Source organism: Amycolatopsis sp. NBC_01286, from assembly GCF_035982555.1.
Taxonomy (GTDB): Bacteria; Actinomycetota; Actinomycetes; order Mycobacteriales; family Pseudonocardiaceae; genus Amycolatopsis.
Genome location: NZ_CP108428.1, coordinates 2,536,010 through 2,554,819, shown reverse-complemented (window position 1 = coordinate 2,554,819; position 18,810 = coordinate 2,536,010). Strand labels below are relative to the sequence as shown.

Below are 18,810 nucleotides of genomic sequence, written 5' to 3'. Positions count from 1 at the left end.
CCCACCCTTTTATAGGTCGAAGCTTGCCGATGGTCGGGAAGGTAGACAGACTCAACCCCGGACGCAAGCGTTTGCGCAAACGCTTGCCGAGTTACCCCCAGGTAAGGATTGGTATGCCCCAGCCGAGATCATCGCGGCCGACCCAGCGGGACATCGCCGAGCTCGCCGGCGTCTCGATCACGACCGTTTCGCACGTGGTGAACGGAACGCGCGCGGTCGCCGAGGACACCAAGGCGGCGGTGCTGCGGGCGATCGAGACGACCGGCTACACCGGCGACGCCATCGCGCGCTCGCTGGTCACCGGCGGCACCCGCTCGATCGGGATGGCGATCTCGCTCGTCGCGAACCCGTACTTCGCGACGCTGATGCAGGCGATCGAGCGGGAGGCGTCCACGCACGGGTACACCGTGCTGCTGGCCGACACCCACGACACGGTGAACACGGAGCGTGACACGGTCCGGACGTTGCGCTCCCGTCGTGTCGACGGCCTCCTCATCACGCCGGCGCCGGGCGACGGCTCGGTGATCGGCGAGCTGGTCTCCCTCGACGTCCCGACGGTGCTGATCGACCGGCTGACCACCCGCGTCGACGTCGACCAGGTGGGTACGGAGAACATCCAGGCGACGTCGGCGCTGACCGCGCACCTGGCCACGCTCGGGCACCGGCGGATCGGCATGATCAGCGGCGCGCCCGGCCTGTCGACCAGCGAGGAGCGCGTGCTGGGTTACCGGCTGGGGCTCGGCCGCTCCGGGCTGACGTGGTCGGCCGACCTCGTGGCCTGCGGAAACTCGTCGCACGAGGGCGGCGCGCTGGCCGTCAGCCAGCTGCTGGCGCTGCCCGAACCGCCGACCGCGCTGGTGGTCGGCAACGACAGCATGATGGTCGGGGTGCTGCACGAAGCGCGGCGGCGCGGACTCAAGATCGGGCAGGACCTGCCGGTGGTCGTCTACGACGACGTCGAGTGGGCCGACCTGGTGGACCCGCCCCTGACGACGATGGCGCAGCCGATCGAGGAGATCGGCCGGCAGGCGGTGCGGCTGCTGCTGGCGCGCATCAACGACCCGGCCCGCAAGGCCGAAACCGTGCGCCTACCGCCAACCCTGCGTCACCGAGAGTCGTGCGGCTGCCCGGCGGTTCACTCACATCAGTGATTCTCGGGTGTTAAGGCCGCTGCCCGGCCGCTCAGCGGATACCTTTCGGCTGAGCGTCTGCGAGGGCTTATGACGGCACTTTCGCCGGAGCTCCGGTTCTGGGACCCCCCGGTCACCTACCGGATCGGCGTCGCGTTGGGTGCGCAAGCGCACCCCGATTCGGGTGAGCTGCTGCGCTCGATCAGGGCCGCCGCCGCGCAGGCCGGCTGCGACGTCACCCTGGCCGACACCGGCGACAGCGTCAGCGAAGAGGCCGCGGTCGTCCGCGCACTGCGGGCGGACCTCGTGGACGGCGTGCTGCTGGTTCCCACGCCGGGCGACGAAGCGGTGGTCAACGGCCTGGTCCGGATGGGCGTGCCGACGGTGCTGATGGATCGCGTCGCGGCGCGCAACGACGTCGACCAGGTGGGCACGGAGAGCGTCCACTCGATGAGCACGCTGGTGAAGCACCTGATCGAGCGCCGCCACCGCAAGATCGGCCTGATCTCGGGCGACGACGGCCAGGACGTCAGCCGCGAGCGCGTCCGGGGGTATCGCCTCGGCCTGGAGCAGTCGGGCCTGCGCTGGAACCGCGAACTGGTGGAGAGCGGCCTGTCGACGTCGGGCGGAGCGGCCCGCGCGACGGCCAAGCTCCTGGACGGCTGGCCCTCCCCGACGGCGCTGGTGGTGGCGGACGAGGCGATGCTGGTGGGCGTCCAGTACGAGGCCCACCGCCGCGGCATCCGCATCGGCTCGGAGCTGGCCGTGGTCGGCTACGGCGACATGGACTGGGCCCGCCGGGTGAGCCCGGCGGTGACGACACTGGTCCAGCCGATCGCCGATATCGGCCGCCGGGCGGTGCAGCTGCTGCTGTCCCGAATGGCCGACCCGGACCGGCCCCCGGAGTCGGTGCTGCTGACACCGAGGTTCCTGCACGGCGCGTCCTGCGGCTGCTGAGGCCGAGCGTCCTGCCGCGGCTTGTCGTGAGTGTTTAGGGCGGTTCTAACCGCCCTGAACACTCACGACGTCTGGGACAGCGTTGCCGCTGCCTCTAAGAGCATCCAGCCGCCGACCTGGACCGACATGTCGCGCTCCGGGGCGTCTTTCGGCAACGGCGAGGGTGCCGAGCGGTCCCAGAACGCGCTGAACACCGGGCCCTCCGACGCGCCTGACCAGCACGCATCGGCCGACGTGAGCACCAGCGATCGCGCCACCGAAGCCTCGGGGCCGGGCAAAGAACGGGCCGCCAAGGCCAGGTAGCGCGCCAGGATCGCCGCGAACAAACCTCCGTCGCCGCCGCTTTGGCCGCGGATCACGCCGCCGGGCGCGCAATGCTCAGCCACCGCCCGGACCGTCCGCGCCGCTTCGTCCATTAAGGATAGTTCCAGGCACGCGCCGAGGTAGACCCCTTGGCAGTACGTGTAAATGTGCTTCACCAGCTCGCCCGTGTCCGTCCGGATGCCGTCCCACACGAGGCCCGTCGACGGGTCCACCAGGGTCGACGACAGCCAGTCCGTCATCTCGCGGGCGCGGGTGCGGTTGCCGGAGCGGGCGTGGAAGATCGCCGCCGGGCCGTTGGCCGGGGCGTTCTTGAACTCGTCGCCGACGCGCCACCAGATGCCGCCGCCCGCCGCCTCCGTCCAGCCCGACAGGAGCTGCGTGTCGATCGCCGCCAGTGCCGGGCCGACGTCGATGCCCAGTGTCTGAACCCGTTGCAGCGCAAGGCCCAGCCACGCGATGTCGTCGTAGAAGTCGTTCGTCCAGCGGCCGAAGTTGCGCAGCCGGACCGAGCGGACGAACGAACGGATCAGGGCGAGCCGAGCAGCCGAAGGCTCGCGCAGCTGGGCGTCGATCAGCGTGTCCAGCAGGTGCGCCTGCCACCAGTAGTTCCAGTGCCAGTGCAGCCGCTGTCCCGGCGTCGCCGGCCAGCCGCTGCGGCCGAGGACCGTGCCGGGCAGCCCCCACACCCGGCGCAGGTGCCGCGAGGTCACCGCGCGTTCGGCGGCCGAGACGTCCATGCGGGCAATCCTGCCTTGCCCACCGACATACCGCTCGGTATGTTGAAGGACCCGACGGCCTGCGAGGTACTCATGACCACGGCACACGTCACCTGCCCGCTGTGCGAAGCGACCTGCGGCCTCGAGGTGACGCTGGACGAGAACCAGCAGGTCACCCGCGTCACCGGCGACCAGCAGGACGTCTTCTCGAAGGGCTACATCTGCCCGAAGGGCGCTTCGCTCGGCGCGCTGCACCACGATCCCGACCGGCTGACCGCGCCGCTGCTCAAGCGCGACGGCGAGTTCGTCGAGGTCAGCTGGCAGGAGGCCTACGACGAGATCGACCGGCGGCTCCCGCCGATCCTCGAGAAGTACGGCCGCAACGCCGTCGCCGTCTACGCGGGCAACCCCGGCGTGCACAACATCGCGCTGACGCTCTACAGCCGTGTGCTCTACAAAGCTTTGGGCACCAAGAACTTCTACAGCGCGACGTCGGTCGACCAGATGCCGAAGCACTACTCGTCCGGCACCATGTTCGGCGACCCGCTCGCCATCCCGGTGCCCGACGTCGACCGCACGCGGCACCTGCTCATCCTCGGCGCGAACCCGCTGGTGTCCAACGGCAGCCTGATGACCGCGCCGGACATGCGCGGGCGGCTGCGCGGGATCCGCGAGCGCGGCGGCAAGATCGTCGTCGTCGACCCGCGCCGCACGCGCACCGCGCAGTTCGCCGACGAGCACCACGCCATCCGGCCCGGCACCGACGCACTGCTGCTGTTCGCGCTGGTCAACGTCCTGGTCTCGGAAGAGCGCGTCCAGCTGGGCCGGCTGGCGGAGCACGTCAACGGCCTCGACGACGTCCGCGCGCTGGCGCGGCCGTTCACCCCCGAGGCCGTCGCGCCGCGCGTCGGCATCGGCGCCGCCGAGATCCGCCGGATGGCCCTGGAGCTGGCCGACGCCGAGAACGCCGTGGTCTACGGCCGGATCGGCACCACCACCCAGACGTTCGGCACGATCGCGAGCTGGCTGGTCGACGTCCTCAACGTGCTCACCGGCAACCTCGACGAGCCCGGCGGCGCGATGTTCCCGCTGGCCGCGTGCACGCCGACCGGGAACCGGCGCCCGTTCGCCGTCGGCCGCTGGCACAGCCGGGTGCGCGGCTACCCCGAGGTCGTCGGCGAGCTGCCGGTCGCGACGCTGGCCGACGAGATCGAAACCCCGGGCGAGGGCCAGGTCCGCGCGCTGATCACGGTCAGCGGCAACCCCTGCCTGAGCACGCCGAACGCGGGCCGCCTGGCCGCGGCCATCGACGGCCTCGACTTCATGATCTCGGTCGACGTCTACCTCAACGAGACGTCCCGCCAGGCCGACGTCATCCTGCCCGGGCCGTCACCGCTCGAGCGGCCGCACTTCGACCTGGCGTTCTACCAGCTTTCGGTGCGCAACATCGCCAACTGGACGCCGCCGACGCTGCCGTCGAAGCTCCCGCAGGAGTGGGAGACCATGCTGCGCCTCACCGGCATCGTCACCGGTCAGGGCCCCGAGGCGGACGTCGCCGCGCTGGACGACTTCGTCGCCGCCGAAACCGCGCGGCGCAACAAGCTGGAGATGACCGGCGACCGGACCGGCCCCGCGCGACTGGTGGACCTGATGCTGCGCAGCGGCCCGTACGACGTCACGCTGGCCGACCTCGAAGCCGCGTCGCACGGCATCGACTTCGGCGCGTTGAAGCCGCGGATCCCGGAGGTGCTGTGCACGGCGTCCGGGCGGATCGAGCTGGCGCCGGAACCGATCGTCGCGGACGTCCCGCGGCTGCGCGACGAGCTGGCCCGCCCCCTGGACGACGGCTTGGTGCTGATCGGCCGGCGGCACCTGAGCTCGAACAACTCGTGGATGCACAACCTCGCGCCGCTGGTCCGCGGCGGGAACCGCTGCACGGTCCAGGTCCACCCGAGCGACGCGACCCGCCTCGGCCTGACCGACGGCAGCCTCGCGTCGGTGACGTCGCGCGCCGGGAAACTGGAGGTCCCGGTGGAGGTGACGGACGAGGTCCGCGAGGGCGTGATCAGCATCCCCCACGGCTGGGGGCACGACGTCGCCGGTTCGCGCACGCGGGTGGCGAGCGCGAACCCGGGCGTCAACTCGAACCTGGTCGCCGACGAGACGCTGCTGGACGTGCCGTCGGGAACCTCGGTGCTGAACGGCATCCCGGTCGAGGTCGCGCCGGCCTGATCACCAGGCCTGGGACAGGTCCGCGTGCTGCCGGACCCAGGCGTGCATCACGATGCCCGCCGCGACGCCGGCGTTGATCGAGCGCGTCGTGCCGAACTGGGCGATCGACACCACCAGCGCCGCCGTGGCCTGGGCGGCCTCCGACAGGCCCGGTCCTTCCTGGCCGAACAGCAGCACGCACTCGCGCGGGATGTCCGCCGTCTCGACCGGCTGGGACCCCGGCGTGTTGTCGACCGCCACGACCGCGAGGCCCTGCTCGGCCGCGAAGGTGAGCAGTCCGGCGACGTCGTCGTGGTGGCGGAGGTGCTGGTAGCGGTCGGTCACCATGGCGCCCCGGCGGTTCCAGCGGCGGCGGCCGACGATGTGGACCTCGGCCGCGGCGAAAGCGTTGGCGGTGCGGACCACCGTGCCGATGTTGTGGTCGTGCTGGAAGTTCTCGATGGCCACGTGGAACGGGTGGCGGCGGGCGTCCACATCGGACACGATCGCCTCGCGGCGCCAGTAGCGGTACTTGTCGACGACGTTGCGGCGGTCGCCGTCGCGCAGGAGGTCCGGGTCGTAGCGGTCGTCCGAGGGCCGGTCACCCGGCCAGGGGCCGACGCCGACCTCTTCGCGGCTCACCCACTCGGTGGGCCCGACGTCGTGGGGTGTGCTCACGGCGTCGATTGTCGCCTAACCCAGGTGGACGGCGTGCGCGCGGGCGTCCTCGTGGTGATCGCGGTGGCGCCACCGGTGGTAGACGCCGACGTACGAGTAGATCACCAGCACGACCGCGATGATGCCGATCGCCGGCAGCCACGACCGCGGGAACACCGTGTCGTAGAGGTAGTACGCGTTGAACCCGCCGGGCAGGTCGCCGAGGCCTTCCTGGTTCCGGAAGAAGTTCTCCAGCGCGGTCAGCGGGCACGGCACCGGCGTGACGTTCACGAGGATGCCCCAGAACGCCGCGAACATGTGCACGAAGATCAGCTTGGGCCAGCGCCAGGCGAGGAACCCGCCGAGGCCGATCAGCAGCAAGGCGAGGATGTGCACCGCAACGGTCACGTCGGCCAGGAACTTCGCCACCGCCCACCCCCTTACCCCGATCCCCCTACCAGGGACTTTACTCCGCTGATCGGAATCGGCCTGCTCGAAGAATGCCCAGGCGTGTGATGTTCAACCCACCGGAGCAACTTCTTCACCTGGGTGGTGACGGAGGCGTCACACCGGGTGGAAATTCGGGGGGCCGTTTCGCCGGGTACTTCGTCGGTTCCTCGTGCGGGTACTGATCGGGTGCGCCGTCCGGTTTCTTCCGGTTCGGGTCGTTCGGGCGGTGCGGCTCACCGGGCGTCGACGGCTGCTCGTCCATCCGTCGACGGTAACCCCGGCGGCCACCGCTTCACCGGGCGCGAGCGCCGGATTTCGCCGTCAGCCGAACTTCGAGCCGCACCGGCAAGGCGTCGACCTCCAGGGCCTGGCGCAACCGCGGGACGGCGTGCTCGGTGATCCGGGCGCGGATCGCCCCCGCGTCGGCCTCGGCGTCGGTCGTGACGATCAGGAACAGTGCCGGCGCCTCGCGCGGCCCGGTGAGCCAGGCCGACGCCGACCGGACGCCGGCGTAGCCCTCGACGTCGGCCGCGACCGGCGCGGCGGCCGTCGACGAGTCCAGCGTGGTCGCACCCTCGGCCTCCTCGGTCCGCCAGGCGACGGTCTTCGGCCGCCGGAACGCCTGGGCCGTCAGCCAGCGCAGGCACAGCAGCCCCAGCACGACGGCGACCGCGATCGCCGCGTAGAACACCCAGGTCGGCGGCGCCGTCGAGCCCGGGACCAGCGAAGATTCCGGGTCGAGGACGTGCAGCCGCCCGAAGTGGGTGGCCAGCGCGAACCCGCCGGCGGCGAGCAGCACGAGCCCGATCAGGGCGAGCAGGGTGCGGTTGAGCGCGGCGGGCCGGTTCATCGCGCACCTCGCACGCGGACGCGGACCCGCGGCGGCGTGGCCAGATCGACCTGGCCGAGCCGCGTTTCGAGCGCGGAGCGGACGGCGTCGGCGAGCCCGTCGGTGCGCGTCCGCTGGGTCTTCACCTTCACCCGCACGGTGCGGCGACGCAGCTTGAGCGCGGCCGCCGAGACGCCGTCGACGTGCGCGGCGGTCGCCCGCAGCGACGTCCGCAGGCCGTGGCGCGTGGTGCCGGTGTCGAAACCCGGCTCCGGCGCCAGCGGCAGGACGACCGGGCGGCCGCGCAGCAGCGCCGCCGCCAGCAGCACGAACCCCACGAGAACCGCGGCCCCGCCCCCGACGAGCACGGGCAGTTCGTTCCAGGAGGTGTCGTGGACGCGGGCGGCGACCGCGTCGTAGGACAGCACCGGCGGCACGCCCAGCAGCCGCTGCACGAGCGCCGTCACGACGAACGCGCACGCGGCGAGCAGGACGAGCGCGGTGAGCATCGCCGGCACGCTCCGCCGTGGCCGCCTCATCGGACCCGCCGCTTCGGCTGCTCGACCGGCGGGAGCGCGATCGTGATGTCGACGCGCTGGGTGCGCAGGCCGGTCAGTTCGGTGGTGCGGCCGAGCAGGTGGGCCCGGACCCGGTCGGCGGTGCCGGTGACGGGCGCCGGGTAGACCACGGGCAACCGGATGTCCACAGTGGTCACTTCACCGTCCACTGTGGCCTTCGCGGTGACGTCGGCGGCGACGCCGTCGACCTCACGCGCGGCCCGGGCGGCGATGCGCCCGACCGCCCGCGGCTCGACGGTCGTCTCGCCGCGCTCTTCTTCTTCGACCGTCTCGACGTCGTCGCGGCGGTGCCGCGCGGTGACCGTGGACATGGGGTTACCTCCGATCCCGGGCGGCCCCGACGAGGGCGGACAGGTCGAGCTTGCCGTCGGCCCAACGGCCGGCGAGGAGGCCGAGGCCGCCCAGCACGAGCACGGCGACAAAAGCGCCGAACCCGCCGAAGGCGGCCGCGAACCCCAGCGCCAGGCCGAAGAGCAGGCCGATCAGGGTGCCGTTCACGGTCACAGCACCCGGTCGCTGGTGACGGGCACGTCGTCGTCACCCGGGATGTGGACGTCGTTGACGTTGATGTTGACCTCGACGACCTGCAGCCCGGTCATCTGCTCGATCGCGGTGATCACGTTGCGCCGCACCGACCGCGCGAGATCCGCGATGGCGACGCCGTACTCGACGACGAGCTGCAGATCGACGGCGGCCTGCTTCTCGCCGACCTCGACCGAAACACCCTGGCCGACACTGGAGGACGCGCCGGGGATGCGGTCGCGCAGCGCGCTCAGAGCGCGAGCGGCCCCGCCACCGCCGAGTTCGTGCACACCGTTGACCTCACGGGCGGCGAGCCCGGCGATCTTCTGCACGACGGTGTCGGCGATGGTGGTGGTGCCCTGCTTCGAGACGAGCGCGCTGGTGGCGTCGTTCGCGGTGGTCACCACGGTCTTCTCGGCGGTCGCGGTCATGAGGTCCTCCTCGGGTGTTCTGGGAATGTCCTGGGGAACAAGGCTTTCCGCCTGGTTCGTAGGTAAGGACACCGGGGATGGGGAATCGTCACTGCCCCGATCGTGTGACGTGGGTCTCGGCTTGGGCCGCGGGTGTCCGCTGGGGTCCGGCGCCCCGAAACGCTGTCGGTGGAGCGGATCCGTGGGCCTCAGGCCGGTTGTCCCCAGGGTGAGCCACATGTGGACAACTCGGCGGAATCGGCCGCACGACACCAGTTTTGTCCGTGGGCGCCGGTACGCTGGGCGTGGGACGTCCCCCCAGGGAGCGGTGGGGGTATGTGTGTGGGGGCGATCAGGCGAAGGCCGCGCCGTCGAGGTCGGTGACGACCAAGCGCAGGTGGGCGTTCTCCCACTCCGTGCCCGCCAGCACCGGGCGCACGACTTCCGTCGCGCGGTCCAGCAGTGGCGGGATCGGCAGCCGGGACGCGATCAGGCGGATCTGGACCAGTTCCGGCGTCAGGTCGACCGCCATGCCTTCCCAGTCCACCGGGAGCCACGTCGTGCCGGCGGACACCGGGGTCGCCGGGCGGAGGCCCGGGATGCCCTTGATCGCGACGATGATCTTCTCGACCGCCTCGCCCGCGATCACCGGTTCGCCGTTTCGATGTCCATGATGGACACCGACACCTCGTCGACGACCAGGCCGGTCTGCGCGGTGACGTACCGGCTGACCGCGCGCTGCACCGACCGGCCGACCGTCGCGGCCTGGTCGGCGCCCGACGCGATCAGGTCCACCTGGACGCTCAGCCTGCCGTCCACCGTGCGGACGCGGACGCCGTCGGCCGGGGCCGGGTCGAGGCCCTTCCAGCGCTGGCGGGCCGCCCGCGTCCACGCCGTCACCAGCCCCCGCAGGCCCGGCTCCAGCCGCACCACGCCCGGCGCGGTGATCGCCGCCCGGGCCGCCACACTGGCGATCACCGGGTCGGCGATGACGTACTCCACAGTCATTCCCCTGGCTCCCCGACAGTGTCCTCGCCGAGAGTGTCTTCCTCGACAGCGTCCTCTTCAAAAACGTCGTCCACCAGCAGGTCGAGCTTCGCCAGCGTCAGGCCCACCCGGGCCGCGGCCGCCGCGGTCACCCGCTCCCGCACCAGCGACAACGCTTCACCGCCCGTAGCGTTCCGCAGACTCACCGCGAGGGTGAGCTGGACTTCGACGACACCCGCGCCGTCGTCGTGGATCCGGCAGCGCCGGGCGCGGATGCCCACGACGGTGTCCGCCGCGTAGCGCAGCACCGCCGCCACCGCCTGCTCGCTGATCTCGACCGACCCGGGTTCCGGGCTCGGCAGCGGCACCATCGAGCCGCGCCGCACCTCGGCCCGGACCGCCGACATGATCCGGCCGAACAGGTCCGGTGGCGGCGCGTCCGCTTCGGCCACCATCTCGGACGTCGCCTCGCGCAACGCGAGCAGGCTTTCACGCGCCGCCCGGCAGTGCGGGCAGGTCAGCTCGTGCTCGTCGGCCAGCCCGGCGCCGACCGCGTCGAGCCGCTCCCACACCTGCTCGACATCGCGTTCGCAGGGCAGTTCGTAGTCCGTCATCGCCATGGCTTCATCACCTCCGCCAGCTGTGCCCTGGCCCGCGCGATCCGGCCCCGCACCGCGGTGCCGTTCACGCCGACGATTTCGCCGATCTCCTCGTAGGACCGGCCGTGCACCTCACGCAGCAGCCAGCACGCCCGCTGTTCCGGGGTGAGCTGCGCCAAGGCCGTGTTCAACGCCGCGAGCTGGCCGCTCACCTGCGCGGCCCGCTCCGGCTGGAGGTCGCGACGCGGCGACTCCGCCGTGTCCAGATCGACGTCGGCCTGCGGCCGGCGCGCCCGGATGGCGTTCAGGCAGCGGTTCGTCGTGGCCCGGTAGAGCCAGCCGACGAACGCGGCGTCCTCGCCGAGCTGGTCGAGCTTGCGCCAGGCGTTGAGGAACACCTCCTGCACGACGTCCTCGGCGTCACCGCGGTTCGCAAGCATCTTCGCCGCGAGCCGGAACATCGGGCCCTGGTAGCGCAGCACGAGCTGTTCGTACGCCCGGACGTCGCCGTCCCGCGCGCGGCCCACCAGGGTCGCGTCGTCGAGCGGCGTGCCGGGATCCGCGCTGGTCGTCGTCACGGCACCTCCTCGGCAAGAGGACACGGGAGCCCGGGAAACGTCACGCACTGATTGTGGGTGACAGCCATCACTCGTGCGAATCCGTGACGAAAGATCACCGCCGGGGTCCTTCCGGCACCAGGCACCCACCGGGGTGCCACGGATCGGGAGGTGTCCCATGTCGCTGGGCGACAAGATCAGCAACAAGGCCGAGGACCTGGGCGGCAAGGCCAAGGAGACCGCCGGGAACGTCACCGGCGACGAGCAGCTGAAGGCCGAGGGCCAGGGCGACCAGGCGAAGGCGGGCCTGAAGGACGCCGTCGAGCACGTCAAGGACGCCGCGAAGGACCTCTTCGGCAAGAAGTGAGCCGGGGGCTGACGCGCGGCCGCCCCCGGCCCCGCGTCAGCCTTCCAGCCCCAGGTCGTCCAGGCCCAGGATGAACCGGTACTCGAGGCCTTCCTTCTCGATGGCCTCGCGCGCGCCGGTGTCGCGGTCGACGACCGTCACGACCCCGATGACGTCGGCGCCGGCTTCACGCAGCGCCGCCACCGCGGTGAGCACGCTGCCGCCGGTCGTGGAGGTGTCCTCGACGGCCAGCACGCGCTGCCCGCGGACCTCCATGCCCTCGATGCGCCGCTGCATCCCGTGCGCCTTCGTGTCCTTGCGGACGACGAACGCGTCGAGCACGACACCGTCGGTCGCCGCGGAGTGCAGCATCGCCAGCGCGACCGGGTCGGCGCCGAGCGTGAGCCCACCGGCCGCCACGTAGTCCCAGTCCGCCGTGAGCTGCCGCAGCAGCTTGCCGATCAACGGCGCGGCCGCGTGGTGCAGCGTCGCCCGCCGGAGGTCGATGTAGTAGTCGGCTTCCTTGCCGGACGCCAGGGTCACTTTTCCGTGCACCACGGAAAGATCGGTGACCAACCTGGCCAGTTCGAGTTTCGCCGCTTGATCCAGAACGGGGTTCGCCACGGCCGTGAGTCTTACACACGACCGGGTTCACTCCCCGATGGATGTGGCGTCGACCGCACGCCCGCGCGTCGCCGCCCAGGCCGGGACCAAGATCGCCACCAGCGCAAGCACTACGGCGATGGCGAGCACCGTCAGGTAGATCGTGATCGGCCCCTGCGGCAGCACGGAACCGGTCACCACGAGGCAGAACGGGACGATCGCGCCGGCTGCCGTCGCCGTGCCGAGCAGGATCGCGATGGTCGCGATCAGCCCGCCTTCGACGCCGGCCATCCGCAGCACCTGGCCGCGGGTGAAGCCGCTCAGCCGCTGCAGCCCGAACTCGCGGCGCCGCTTGCCGGTCGCCATCACCAGCGTGTTGACGACGGAGATCACGGTGTACGCGATGATCATCCCGACGAGCAGGTAGTTGACCCAGGCGCCGACCTCGTTGCCCTTGGCGTGCGCCGCGATCAGCGTGTCCCGGTCGCCGATCTGCACCGGCAACCCCGCTGTCGCCGCGCGGAGGTGCGAAGCCAGCGTCGCCGGGTCGACGCCGGGAGCGGCGCGGACCAGCAGCTGCGGGACGAGCCCGGTGGTCGTGTGCGGCGCGAGCAGCCCGGCGGGGAACAGCAGGCTCTCGAACCCGGCCCGCTGCGCGACGATCGCCGCGACCCGGACGTCGACGGCCGTGCCGTCGCCGAGCCGCAGCGACATCGTGTCGCCGACGTGCCGGTTCAACGACGTCGCGAGGGTGTCGGGCAGCGCGATCGTGTTGCCGGTGAGCGCGTCCAGGCTGCCGGCCGTGACCCGGGTGGCGACCGTCTGCGCGGCCCCGCTCGCGGTCAGGCCGACCGAGGCCCAGCCGTCCTTGTCCTGGTTCGACTCGTACGGCTTCTCGATGAACACCGTGCTCGTGACGTACTCCGAAACCCCGGCGACGCCCGGGACCGCGCTCACGCGGCCCAGCACCGACGGGTCGAGCCCGCCGGCCGAGCCGACGACGGCGTCCGCGCGCAGGTCCTCGGTGTAGGCCTGGTTCGAGACGGCTTCCTGGGTGGTCTGCAGGTAGATGTTCGCGGTCGCGATGCCGACGGCGAGCATGATCGGCGTGACCGCGCCGGCCGTCCGGACCGCGACGACGCGGGTGTTGAGCAGCGCGACGCGGCCGACCACACCGGTGACCGCCTGCAGCGGCCAGCGCAGCAGCGTCGCCATCACCTTCGTGACGCCGGGGCTGATCGCCGCCAGGCCGAACGCCCACAGCATCACGGCCGGGCCGGACGTGCTGGCCGCGACCGGGCCGGTCATCACCGCGACCGTGACGATCGCCAGCGCCGTCCCGCCGCCGAAGCACAGGATCGCCGTGATCAGCCGGATCGGCGTCAGCCAGCGCCGCTCGACGGCGGCTTCGGCGAGCGCCTCGGTCGGGCGGACCTTCGACGCGCGCCGTCCCGCGACGAACGCGGCGCCGACGACGGCCAGCAGGGACGCGCCCGCGGCGACCGTCGCCGGGAGCCAGCCCTGCTCGAAGCGCAGCACGTCGGGGACGACGTGGTTGGCCGCGAGCTGGTCGAACAGCCACCGGCCGAGCAGCGGGCCGAGGGCGATCGCGGCCCCCACCGCGAGCAGCCCGACGACCAGCGCCTCGCCGAGCACCATCCGCCGCAGCTGGCGCGGGGTCGTGCCGATGGCGCGCAGCAACGCGAGTTCGCGCTGACGCTGCTGCGTCGACAGCGAGAGCGTCCCGGCGACGACGAACACCATGACCGACGCCGACAGCCCGCCGGACACCGCGGACAGCACGATGAGGTTCTCGCCGCCCGCGTCGACTTCCGGGAACTCGAGCAGGCCCCGGTCGCTGCCGGTCAGGACGACACCGGCGTCGCCGACCGCCGCCGTCACCGCGGCGACGTCACCGCCGAAGACGCCGATCGTGTCGAACCGGCCGGGGTGCCCGGCCAGGCGCTCGGCGTCCGAAGGCGCGAAGAACACGGCCGCGTCCCGCATCGGCTGCGGCGCGGTGGCGATGCCGGAGACGCGGTACTGGGCGACCTCGCCGTGCGCGGCGACGGGCAGCGTGGCGCCGACAGCGAGCCCCAGCCCGGCGTCCACCACAACTTCACCGGGCTGCGGTGCCTGGCCCTGCAACGTGTACGGCGTCAGCACAGCCGAGTCCCAGGCGTGCCCGAGCGCGCTCGCGGAGCCGATCTGCGCGGCGAAGCTGACCTCGCCGACGACGTTCGTGACACCGGGGACCGCGCGGATGCGGTCGGCCAGCGCGGCGTCGACCCGGACGCGCTCGGCCAGGGTGCCGTTCTCGAACTTGTGCTTGTCCTCGGGGTCGAGGGTCGCCGGGTCGTCCTCCGGCAGCTTGAGCGTCTGCTGCCCGCCGACGACGATCGGCGCCGCGGCCAGCCGCTGCACCGGCGTCTCGGAGCGGATGCCCGACTCCATCAGGCCACCGCAGGCGGAGACGATCACCGCGCCGAAGAAGACGGCGACGAACGTCGCCAGGAAGGCGCCCTTGCGCAGGCGCAGGGTGCGCAGTGCCAGCTTGAACATCAGGCCCGCACCGCCGACCGGTCCCAGGCACCGAGGTGGGTCATCCGCTCGGCGACGGCTTCCGCGGTCGGCCGGGCCAGCCGGCCGGCGATCCGGCCGTCGGCCAGGAACACGACGTCGTCGGCGTGGGACGCGGCGACCGGGTCGTGCGTCACCATGATCACCGTCTGGCCGGACGCCCGGACGGACTCGCGCAGCAGGCCGAGGACGTCGGCGGCGGTGCGGGTGTCGAGCGCGCCGGTCGGCTCGTCGGCGAACAGCACGGCCGGGTCGGTGACCAGGGCCCGCGCGATCGCGACGCGCTGCTGCTGCCCGCCGGACAGCTGGCCGGGCAGGTGCTTGCGGCGGCCGTCGAGCCCGACGTGCGTGAGGATCCGCGAGACGAGCCGCTTGTCCGCGCGCTTCCCGGCCAGCTGCAGCGGGAGGACGACGTTCTGCTCGACCGTCAGCGCCGGGAGCAGGTTGAACGCTTGGAACACGAAGCCGACGCGGTCGCGCCGCAGCTTGGTCAGGTAGGTCTCGCTCTTGCCGTCGAGGTCCTGCCCGTCGAGCACGACCCGCCCCGACGTCGGCCGGTCGAGGCCCGCCGCGCAGTGCAGGAACGTGCTCTTGCCCGAGCCCGACGGGCCCATCACAGCCGTGAAACCGCCGCGCGGGAAGGAGATCGAGACCCCGTCCAGCGCGACCACGCCTTCGCCGTACTCCTTGCGCACGGCTTCGAGCCGGACCGCGTCGGCTGCCTCGTGCCACCCAGTTGTCATGGGAAGAACGCTAGGCAGGTAGCGCCCGGACCTCCCTGGTGCTGACGCGCGTTTCGAAGGTAGGGACAGCCCTACTCAGGTGCGGCCCTTGCCGCCGAAACCGCCACTGATCTTGCGCAGCACCGCGCGTGGGAGCAGGCCCCCGATCGCGACGACGACCTTGTACTGCAGGCTCGGCACCGAGATCACCTTGCCGCGGCGCAGGTCCGCGAGGGCCTCGTCGACCACCTGTTCGACGCCCAGCCAGGCGATCTTCGGGCCCGGCCGGTCGAGGCCGGCGCGCTCGTGGAACTCGGTCGCGGTGAAGCCCGGGCAGAGCGCCATCATCCGGACGCCCTTCGGCAGCGACGCGGCGATGCCCTCGGTGAACGACGTGACCCAGTTCTTGCTCGCGGTGTAGGTCGAGCCGCGGCCGCTGAAGAAGCCCGCGACGCTGCTGACCTGGATGACGTCACCGCGACCGCGGTCGACCATGCCCGGCAGCACCGCGCGGGTCAGCCGCAGGACGGCGGTGACGTTGACGTCGAGCTGGCGCTGCAGCGCGTCCGGCGAGACGGTCCAGAAGTCGCCGCCCAGCCCGAACCCGGCGTTGTTCACGAGCAGGTCGACCGGGCCGGCGGCCAGCCGCTCCTCGACGGCCGTTCGTCCGTCCACTTCGGACAGGTCGGCGGGCAGCACCTCGACGGCGACGCCGTGGCGTTCGCGCAGTTCGGCGGCGTAGGTCTCCAGCCGCGAGGCGTCCCGGGCGACGAGCACCAGGTCGTACTTCTCGGCGGCGAGCGTGCGCGCGAACTGCGCGCCGATGCCCGCGGTGGCTCCGGTGATCACGGCGGTGTGATGTCCGGGGCTTCGCCCCGGGCCGAGGGCGCCGCCACCCGGACCCCCGGCAAAGACGTTGGTGGTGGTCATGTGGGTGAACCATACGCGCTGGTCAGGGCCCGAGATGCAGCCGTTTGGCGCCCGGGCTATCGTCCCGGCATGGGTAAGCACAGCAGGCGCAAGAGCGGCTATCTGCCCAGGGTCGCCGCCGGCGCGGCACCCGTCGCCCTCCTCTTCGCCGCCCCCGTTTCGGCGTTCGCCGCCCCGTCCGACCTGACGCTGCCGATCGACCACCGGCACACCACGACGCTGAACAACGACGGCGACGCCCTCACCGCGACCCGCCGCGACGTCGTCGGCAAGCGGCTCGGCGACGTGCGGCTCGCCGCCGACCGCACGGAGGCCGTCGCCACGGGCGGCGAACGCGCGGGTGTCGCCGAGAGCGCCCACCAGGGCGTTTGGCTGGGCCACGGTGTCGACGTCCTGAGCGAGCACGCCGAGCAGCTCGACACCGGGCTGTTCACCGGAGACCTCACCGGCGGGATCGCCGCCCGCCGCTCGTCCGGGCAGGCCGTCGACCTCGGTCAGCTGGGTGCGGTCGGCACGACGTCCGAGCAGCACGTCATCAGCAGTTTCACCGGTGTCCTCGACGTGGGCCAGAAGCACGAGGTGGGCGGCACGCTGGGGCCGGCGTCCGGCCTGGTCAGAACGTCGCAGAGCCTGTCATCGGGTTCGTTCGGCGGCGACTTCGGCGTCGACCGCGTGGTTCACGTCCAGGGCGGCACGACCTCGGTGCGCGGCACGCTGGACCAGCACCCGTCGGTGTCGCTGAGCGCGCTGGACCGGCCGGTCCTCTAGTCCTGCTAGTCCTGCGAGGTGTCCGCGGGCGGCGGCTGCTGCACCGGGATCCCGGCGGCCGGGGTGCCCGGCGCGGAACCCACGGCGGGGATCGGCGCGCTCGCCTGGTGGCGACCGGCGTCGTAGTCCTCATCGAACGGGTCGACGATGTCCGCGATCTCGCCGAGGTCGCGCAGCAGACGCTCGAGGCGGGACGGGCCCGCGGTCGGGACGACGCTGGCGAGCACCCACTCGCTCTCGAGCCAGGCCACGCCGACGTCGCCGCCGAGCTGGTCCGCGGCGTCGACGAGCTCCTGGGTGATCACCGCGCGGGCGCCGTCGGCGTCGTCCGCGAAGGCGTAGCGGGAGCCGATCGGGCCGAGCATCTCGGGCATGTCGGCGCGCTGGAACGGCACGCTGGACAGCCACATCTCGATCGGGATCTTGTGCTTCTTGTTGCAGCGCACCGCGACGACGACGGCCGGGATCTGCCCCTCGGACTCGATGTCGAAGATGAACACCGGGCGGCGGCCGTCGGAGGTGAAGGTCGAGCCCGCGACGACGTTGACGGCGGCGTCCGCGCCGAAGTAGCCGATCGCACCGTTGGACCACTGCTGCGGCAGCCGCTCGTCCTCTTCGACGAACTGCCAGCCGCGCAACTGTGCCCAGCGCATGCGCTCGCGGTTGCGCGAGCCCTCCTTCGCCCGATCGGCGGCGAGCAGCCCCAGCCCCGCCACCAGGGCGACGGCCGCGATGACGAACCAGATCCACGCCGGAATACCCACGATCGTCAGCGTATCGCCTGCTACGCCGAAGAGATGATCGCCGGTACCCGTGTCGCCGCGCCCATTCGAAGCATTTCCCGCCTGCAACGTCGACAAATCGCTTAATCGCACGATTCGGCCAGGGCTGCAAGGCACGCGAAGAACGTGGCCCGGTCGGCCTTTCCGAGCGGTTCGACCAGGTGAGCCCGCACGGCGGCGGCAGGCACGTGCGCCTTCTGCGCGGCCGGCGCCGGCACGGCCGGCGTCGGTGATGACGACCTCGACCCCGCCGTCGACCGGCCGCCGCGTCACGAGCCCGCGTTGCTCCATGCGGGTCAGGTGGTGCGACAACCGGCTGCGGTGCCACCCCATCGAGTCGGCGAGCTGGTTCTGCCGCAGGCTCCCCTTCCCGTCCTCGGCGACGCGGGTGAGCACGCCGAAGTCCGGATCGGACAGTTCGGTCGCGGCGGCGACGTCCTCGACGACCCGGGCCCGCACGGTTTCGGCCGCGCGCTTCCAGGCGTGCCACAACGCCATGTCGTCCTTGCTGAGCCGGTCCACGAGCGGCAACTCGGGAGCGCGTGACGTCGGCCGCGGTGCGGCCGCCGCCGCGGAGATCGGCGCGAAGTTCGTCCGGCTCGACGTGCTTTCCGACGAGGACGTCGAAAACGCGGTGGCGGCGATCGGGGAACTGGACGTACTGGTGAACAACGCCGGGATCAACGCGGGCGGGTACGGGAAGCCGTCGGACGAGACCGCGGAGACACTGCGGCGGGTCTACGAGACCAACGTGTTCGCGGTCGTCCGCGTGACGAACGCGTTCCTGCCGCTGCTGCGGCGGTCACCCGCGGGCCGGATCGTCAACGTGACCAGCAAACGCGGCTCGATCGGCGAAGACGGGGCCTGGGCCGGGCAGCCGTCCATGTCCTACTCCGGTTCGAAGACCGCCCTCAACGCGCTGACCGCGCACTACGCGCGGGAACTCGCGGACACGAAGATCAAGGTGAACGGCGCCGCACCCGGTCACGTCGCCACGGATTTCAACGGCTTTCGCGGGAGCCGCACTCCCGAAGAAGGCGCCGAAGTGGCCATCCGGCTGGCCACTGTGGACGAAAACGGGCCAACCGGCGCCGTCTTCGAAGACGAGCGCCGGTTGGCCTGGTGATACTTGCACTTTCGGGGTTTCCGAGT

General features: G+C 71.9%; 23 protein-coding genes and 1 pseudogene. 6 read left to right on the top strand and 18 right to left on the bottom strand.

All coding sequences use genetic code 11. The annotated features are described in order from the left end of the window. Positions 1 to 113: 113 nt before the first annotated feature. Positions 114 to 1,151, top strand: a complete 1,038-nt coding sequence (locus OG570_RS12400) for a LacI family DNA-binding transcriptional regulator (protein WP_247059310.1) — start codon at positions 114 to 116, stop codon at positions 1,149 to 1,151. A 69-nt stretch (positions 1,152 to 1,220) separates the two neighbouring features. After that, complete coding sequence (locus OG570_RS12395) at positions 1,221 to 2,087, top strand: LacI family DNA-binding transcriptional regulator (RefSeq protein ID WP_326945235.1); 867 nt, start codon at positions 1,221 to 1,223, stop codon at positions 2,085 to 2,087. 62 nt (positions 2,088 to 2,149) lie between these two features. Here OG570_RS12395 and OG570_RS12390 read toward each other — a convergent pair whose 3' ends face one another. Next, complete coding sequence (locus OG570_RS12390) at positions 2,150 to 3,148, bottom strand: glycoside hydrolase family 76 protein (protein WP_326956577.1); 999 nt, start codon at positions 3,146 to 3,148, stop codon at positions 2,150 to 2,152. A 72-nt stretch (positions 3,149 to 3,220) separates the two neighbouring features. On the opposite strand from OG570_RS12390, the gene OG570_RS12385 reads away from it, so the two are divergent. Further along, positions 3,221 to 5,359, top strand: coding sequence for a molybdopterin-dependent oxidoreductase (locus OG570_RS12385; RefSeq protein ID WP_326956576.1), 2,139 nt, complete (start codon positions 3,221 to 3,223; stop codon positions 5,357 to 5,359). Here the strand turns inward: OG570_RS12385 and OG570_RS12380 are convergent, their stop codons facing one another. The 11 genes from OG570_RS12380 to OG570_RS12330 form a co-directional block, all read right to left on the bottom strand. Beyond that, positions 5,360 to 6,016 (bottom strand): TrmH family RNA methyltransferase, encoded by a 657-nt coding sequence (locus OG570_RS12380; protein ID WP_326956575.1) that lies wholly within the window; start codon positions 6,014 to 6,016, stop codon positions 5,360 to 5,362. A 15-nt stretch (positions 6,017 to 6,031) separates the two neighbouring features. Continuing rightward, a complete protein-coding gene (locus OG570_RS12375) occupies positions 6,032 to 6,424 on the bottom strand; it encodes a DUF2784 domain-containing protein (RefSeq protein ID WP_247059320.1) in 393 nt (130 codons plus the stop codon). Between the two features lie 313 nt (positions 6,425 to 6,737). Beyond that, positions 6,738 to 7,295, bottom strand: coding sequence for an alkaline shock response membrane anchor protein AmaP (locus tag OG570_RS12370; protein WP_326956574.1), 558 nt, complete (start codon positions 7,293 to 7,295; stop codon positions 6,738 to 6,740). Beyond that, positions 7,292 to 7,783 carry a DUF6286 domain-containing protein gene (locus OG570_RS12365; RefSeq protein WP_326956572.1) on the bottom strand — a complete coding sequence of 164 codons (492 nt, stop codon included), beginning with the start codon at positions 7,781 to 7,783 and terminating at the stop codon, positions 7,292 to 7,294. Before OG570_RS12365 ends, OG570_RS12370 begins: the two co-directional genes overlap by 4 nt. Before the next feature lie 26 nt (positions 7,784 to 7,809). Continuing rightward, positions 7,810 to 8,163 (bottom strand): Asp23/Gls24 family envelope stress response protein, encoded by a 354-nt coding sequence (locus OG570_RS12360; protein WP_247059323.1) that lies wholly within the window; start codon positions 8,161 to 8,163, stop codon positions 7,810 to 7,812. A 4-nt stretch (positions 8,164 to 8,167) separates the two neighbouring features. Next, complete coding sequence (locus OG570_RS12355; RefSeq protein ID WP_326945243.1) at positions 8,168 to 8,350, bottom strand: hypothetical protein; 183 nt, start codon at positions 8,348 to 8,350, stop codon at positions 8,168 to 8,170. Positions 8,351 to 8,352: 2 nt separating this feature from the next. Next, the gene (locus OG570_RS12350) at positions 8,353 to 8,805 is read right to left on the bottom strand and encodes an Asp23/Gls24 family envelope stress response protein (RefSeq protein WP_326945244.1); all 453 of its coding nucleotides are present in this window, start codon (positions 8,803 to 8,805) and stop codon (positions 8,353 to 8,355) included. A gap of 331 nt (positions 8,806 to 9,136) precedes the next feature. Continuing rightward, positions 9,137 to 9,433 carry a hypothetical protein gene (locus OG570_RS12345; RefSeq protein ID WP_326956571.1) on the bottom strand — a complete coding sequence of 99 codons (297 nt, stop codon included), beginning with the start codon at positions 9,431 to 9,433 and terminating at the stop codon, positions 9,137 to 9,139. Then, the gene (locus tag OG570_RS12340) at positions 9,430 to 9,792 is read right to left on the bottom strand and encodes an Asp23/Gls24 family envelope stress response protein (RefSeq protein WP_326945246.1); all 363 of its coding nucleotides are present in this window, start codon (positions 9,790 to 9,792) and stop codon (positions 9,430 to 9,432) included. Before OG570_RS12340 ends, OG570_RS12345 begins: the two co-directional genes overlap by 4 nt. Next, positions 9,789 to 10,391, bottom strand: a complete 603-nt coding sequence (locus OG570_RS12335; protein WP_326945247.1) for an Asp23/Gls24 family envelope stress response protein — start codon at positions 10,389 to 10,391, stop codon at positions 9,789 to 9,791. Before OG570_RS12335 ends, OG570_RS12340 begins: the two co-directional genes overlap by 4 nt. Beyond that, the gene (locus OG570_RS12330) at positions 10,382 to 10,948 is read right to left on the bottom strand and encodes an RNA polymerase sigma factor (protein WP_247059336.1); all 567 of its coding nucleotides are present in this window, start codon (positions 10,946 to 10,948) and stop codon (positions 10,382 to 10,384) included. The genes OG570_RS12335 and OG570_RS12330 overlap by 10 nt, the downstream gene beginning before the upstream one ends. Before the next feature lie 157 nt (positions 10,949 to 11,105). On the opposite strand from OG570_RS12330, the gene OG570_RS12325 reads away from it, so the two are divergent. After that, complete coding sequence (locus tag OG570_RS12325; protein WP_247059337.1) at positions 11,106 to 11,294, top strand: CsbD family protein; 189 nt, start codon at positions 11,106 to 11,108, stop codon at positions 11,292 to 11,294. 36 nt (positions 11,295 to 11,330) lie between these two features. Here the strand turns inward: OG570_RS12325 and pyrE are convergent, their stop codons facing one another. From pyrE to OG570_RS12305, 4 genes are all read right to left on the bottom strand, one after another. Continuing rightward, complete coding sequence (gene pyrE / locus OG570_RS12320; protein ID WP_326945248.1) at positions 11,331 to 11,897, bottom strand: orotate phosphoribosyltransferase; 567 nt, start codon at positions 11,895 to 11,897, stop codon at positions 11,331 to 11,333. Between the two features lie 27 nt (positions 11,898 to 11,924). Further along, positions 11,925 to 14,438, bottom strand: coding sequence for an FtsX-like permease family protein (locus tag OG570_RS12315; RefSeq protein ID WP_326956570.1), 2,514 nt, complete (start codon positions 14,436 to 14,438; stop codon positions 11,925 to 11,927). Next, positions 14,438 to 15,199 carry an ABC transporter ATP-binding protein gene (locus OG570_RS12310; protein ID WP_247059342.1) on the bottom strand — a complete coding sequence of 254 codons (762 nt, stop codon included), beginning with the start codon at positions 15,197 to 15,199 and terminating at the stop codon, positions 14,438 to 14,440. Before OG570_RS12310 ends, OG570_RS12315 begins: the two co-directional genes overlap by 1 nt. Positions 15,200 to 15,274: 75 nt before the next feature. Then, positions 15,275 to 16,108: an SDR family NAD(P)-dependent oxidoreductase gene (locus OG570_RS12305; protein WP_442788266.1), complete on the bottom strand. Its 834-nt coding sequence runs from the start codon at positions 16,106 to 16,108 to the stop codon at positions 15,275 to 15,277. A 69-nt stretch (positions 16,109 to 16,177) separates the two neighbouring features. Between OG570_RS12305 and OG570_RS12300 the strand changes: the two genes are divergently transcribed. After that, positions 16,178 to 16,876 (top strand): hypothetical protein, encoded by a 699-nt coding sequence (locus OG570_RS12300; protein WP_326956568.1) that lies wholly within the window; start codon positions 16,178 to 16,180, stop codon positions 16,874 to 16,876. 5 nt (positions 16,877 to 16,881) lie between these two features. Here OG570_RS12300 and OG570_RS12295 read toward each other — a convergent pair whose 3' ends face one another. Both OG570_RS12295 and OG570_RS12290 read right to left on the bottom strand, forming a co-directional pair. Next, on the bottom strand, positions 16,882 to 17,640 hold the full coding sequence (locus OG570_RS12295; protein ID WP_326959992.1) for a hypothetical protein: 759 nt from the start codon (positions 17,638 to 17,640) through the stop codon (positions 16,882 to 16,884). Between the two features lie 282 nt (positions 17,641 to 17,922). Next, positions 17,923 to 18,156: pseudogene (locus tag OG570_RS12290) on the bottom strand (MarR family winged helix-turn-helix transcriptional regulator); the annotation flags it as partial. On the opposite strand from OG570_RS12290, the gene OG570_RS12285 reads away from it, so the two are divergent. Continuing rightward, entirely contained in the window at positions 18,155 to 18,784 is a 630-nt protein-coding gene (locus tag OG570_RS12285; protein ID WP_326956567.1) for an SDR family NAD(P)-dependent oxidoreductase, read from the top strand. The pseudogene OG570_RS12290 and the gene OG570_RS12285 overlap by 2 nt on opposite strands. Positions 18,785 to 18,810 lie beyond the last annotated feature (26 nt).

Excerpts from the sequence above, each read along its gene's own strand:
- OG570_RS12400 (WP_247059310.1), top strand. The coding sequence starts at position 114 with ATGCCCCAGCCGAGATCATCGCGGCCGACCCAGCGGGACATCGCCGAG.
- OG570_RS12395 (WP_326945235.1), top strand. The coding sequence starts at position 1,221 with ATGACGGCACTTTCGCCGGAGCTCCGGTTCTGGGACCCCCCGGTCACC.
- OG570_RS12390 (WP_326956577.1), bottom strand. The coding sequence starts at position 3,148 with ATGGACGTCTCGGCCGCCGAACGCGCGGTGACCTCGCGGCACCTGCGC.
- OG570_RS12385 (WP_326956576.1), top strand. The coding sequence starts at position 3,221 with ATGACCACGGCACACGTCACCTGCCCGCTGTGCGAAGCGACCTGCGGC.
- OG570_RS12370 (WP_326956574.1), bottom strand. The coding sequence starts at position 7,295 with ATGAACCGGCCCGCCGCGCTCAACCGCACCCTGCTCGCCCTGATCGGG.
- OG570_RS12365 (WP_326956572.1), bottom strand. The coding sequence starts at position 7,783 with ATGCTCACCGCGCTCGTCCTGCTCGCCGCGTGCGCGTTCGTCGTGACG.
- OG570_RS12360 (WP_247059323.1), bottom strand. The coding sequence starts at position 8,163 with ATGTCCACGGTCACCGCGCGGCACCGCCGCGACGACGTCGAGACGGTC.
- OG570_RS12350 (WP_326945244.1), bottom strand. The coding sequence starts at position 8,805 with ATGACCGCGACCGCCGAGAAGACCGTGGTGACCACCGCGAACGACGCC.
- OG570_RS12340 (WP_326945246.1), bottom strand. The coding sequence starts at position 9,792 with ATGACTGTGGAGTACGTCATCGCCGACCCGGTGATCGCCAGTGTGGCG.
- OG570_RS12335 (WP_326945247.1), bottom strand. The coding sequence starts at position 10,391 with ATGGCGATGACGGACTACGAACTGCCCTGCGAACGCGATGTCGAGCAG.
- OG570_RS12325 (WP_247059337.1), top strand. The coding sequence starts at position 11,106 with ATGTCGCTGGGCGACAAGATCAGCAACAAGGCCGAGGACCTGGGCGGC.
- OG570_RS12315 (WP_326956570.1), bottom strand. The coding sequence starts at position 14,438 with ATGTTCAAGCTGGCACTGCGCACCCTGCGCCTGCGCAAGGGCGCCTTC.
- OG570_RS12310 (WP_247059342.1), bottom strand. The coding sequence starts at position 15,199 with ATGACAACTGGGTGGCACGAGGCAGCCGACGCGGTCCGGCTCGAAGCC.
- OG570_RS12305 (WP_442788266.1), bottom strand. The coding sequence starts at position 16,108 with ATGACCACCACCAACGTCTTTGCCGGGGGTCCGGGTGGCGGCGCCCTC.
- OG570_RS12300 (WP_326956568.1), top strand. The coding sequence starts at position 16,178 with ATGGGTAAGCACAGCAGGCGCAAGAGCGGCTATCTGCCCAGGGTCGCC.
- OG570_RS12285 (WP_326956567.1), top strand. The coding sequence starts at position 18,155 with ATGTCGTCCTTGCTGAGCCGGTCCACGAGCGGCAACTCGGGAGCGCGT.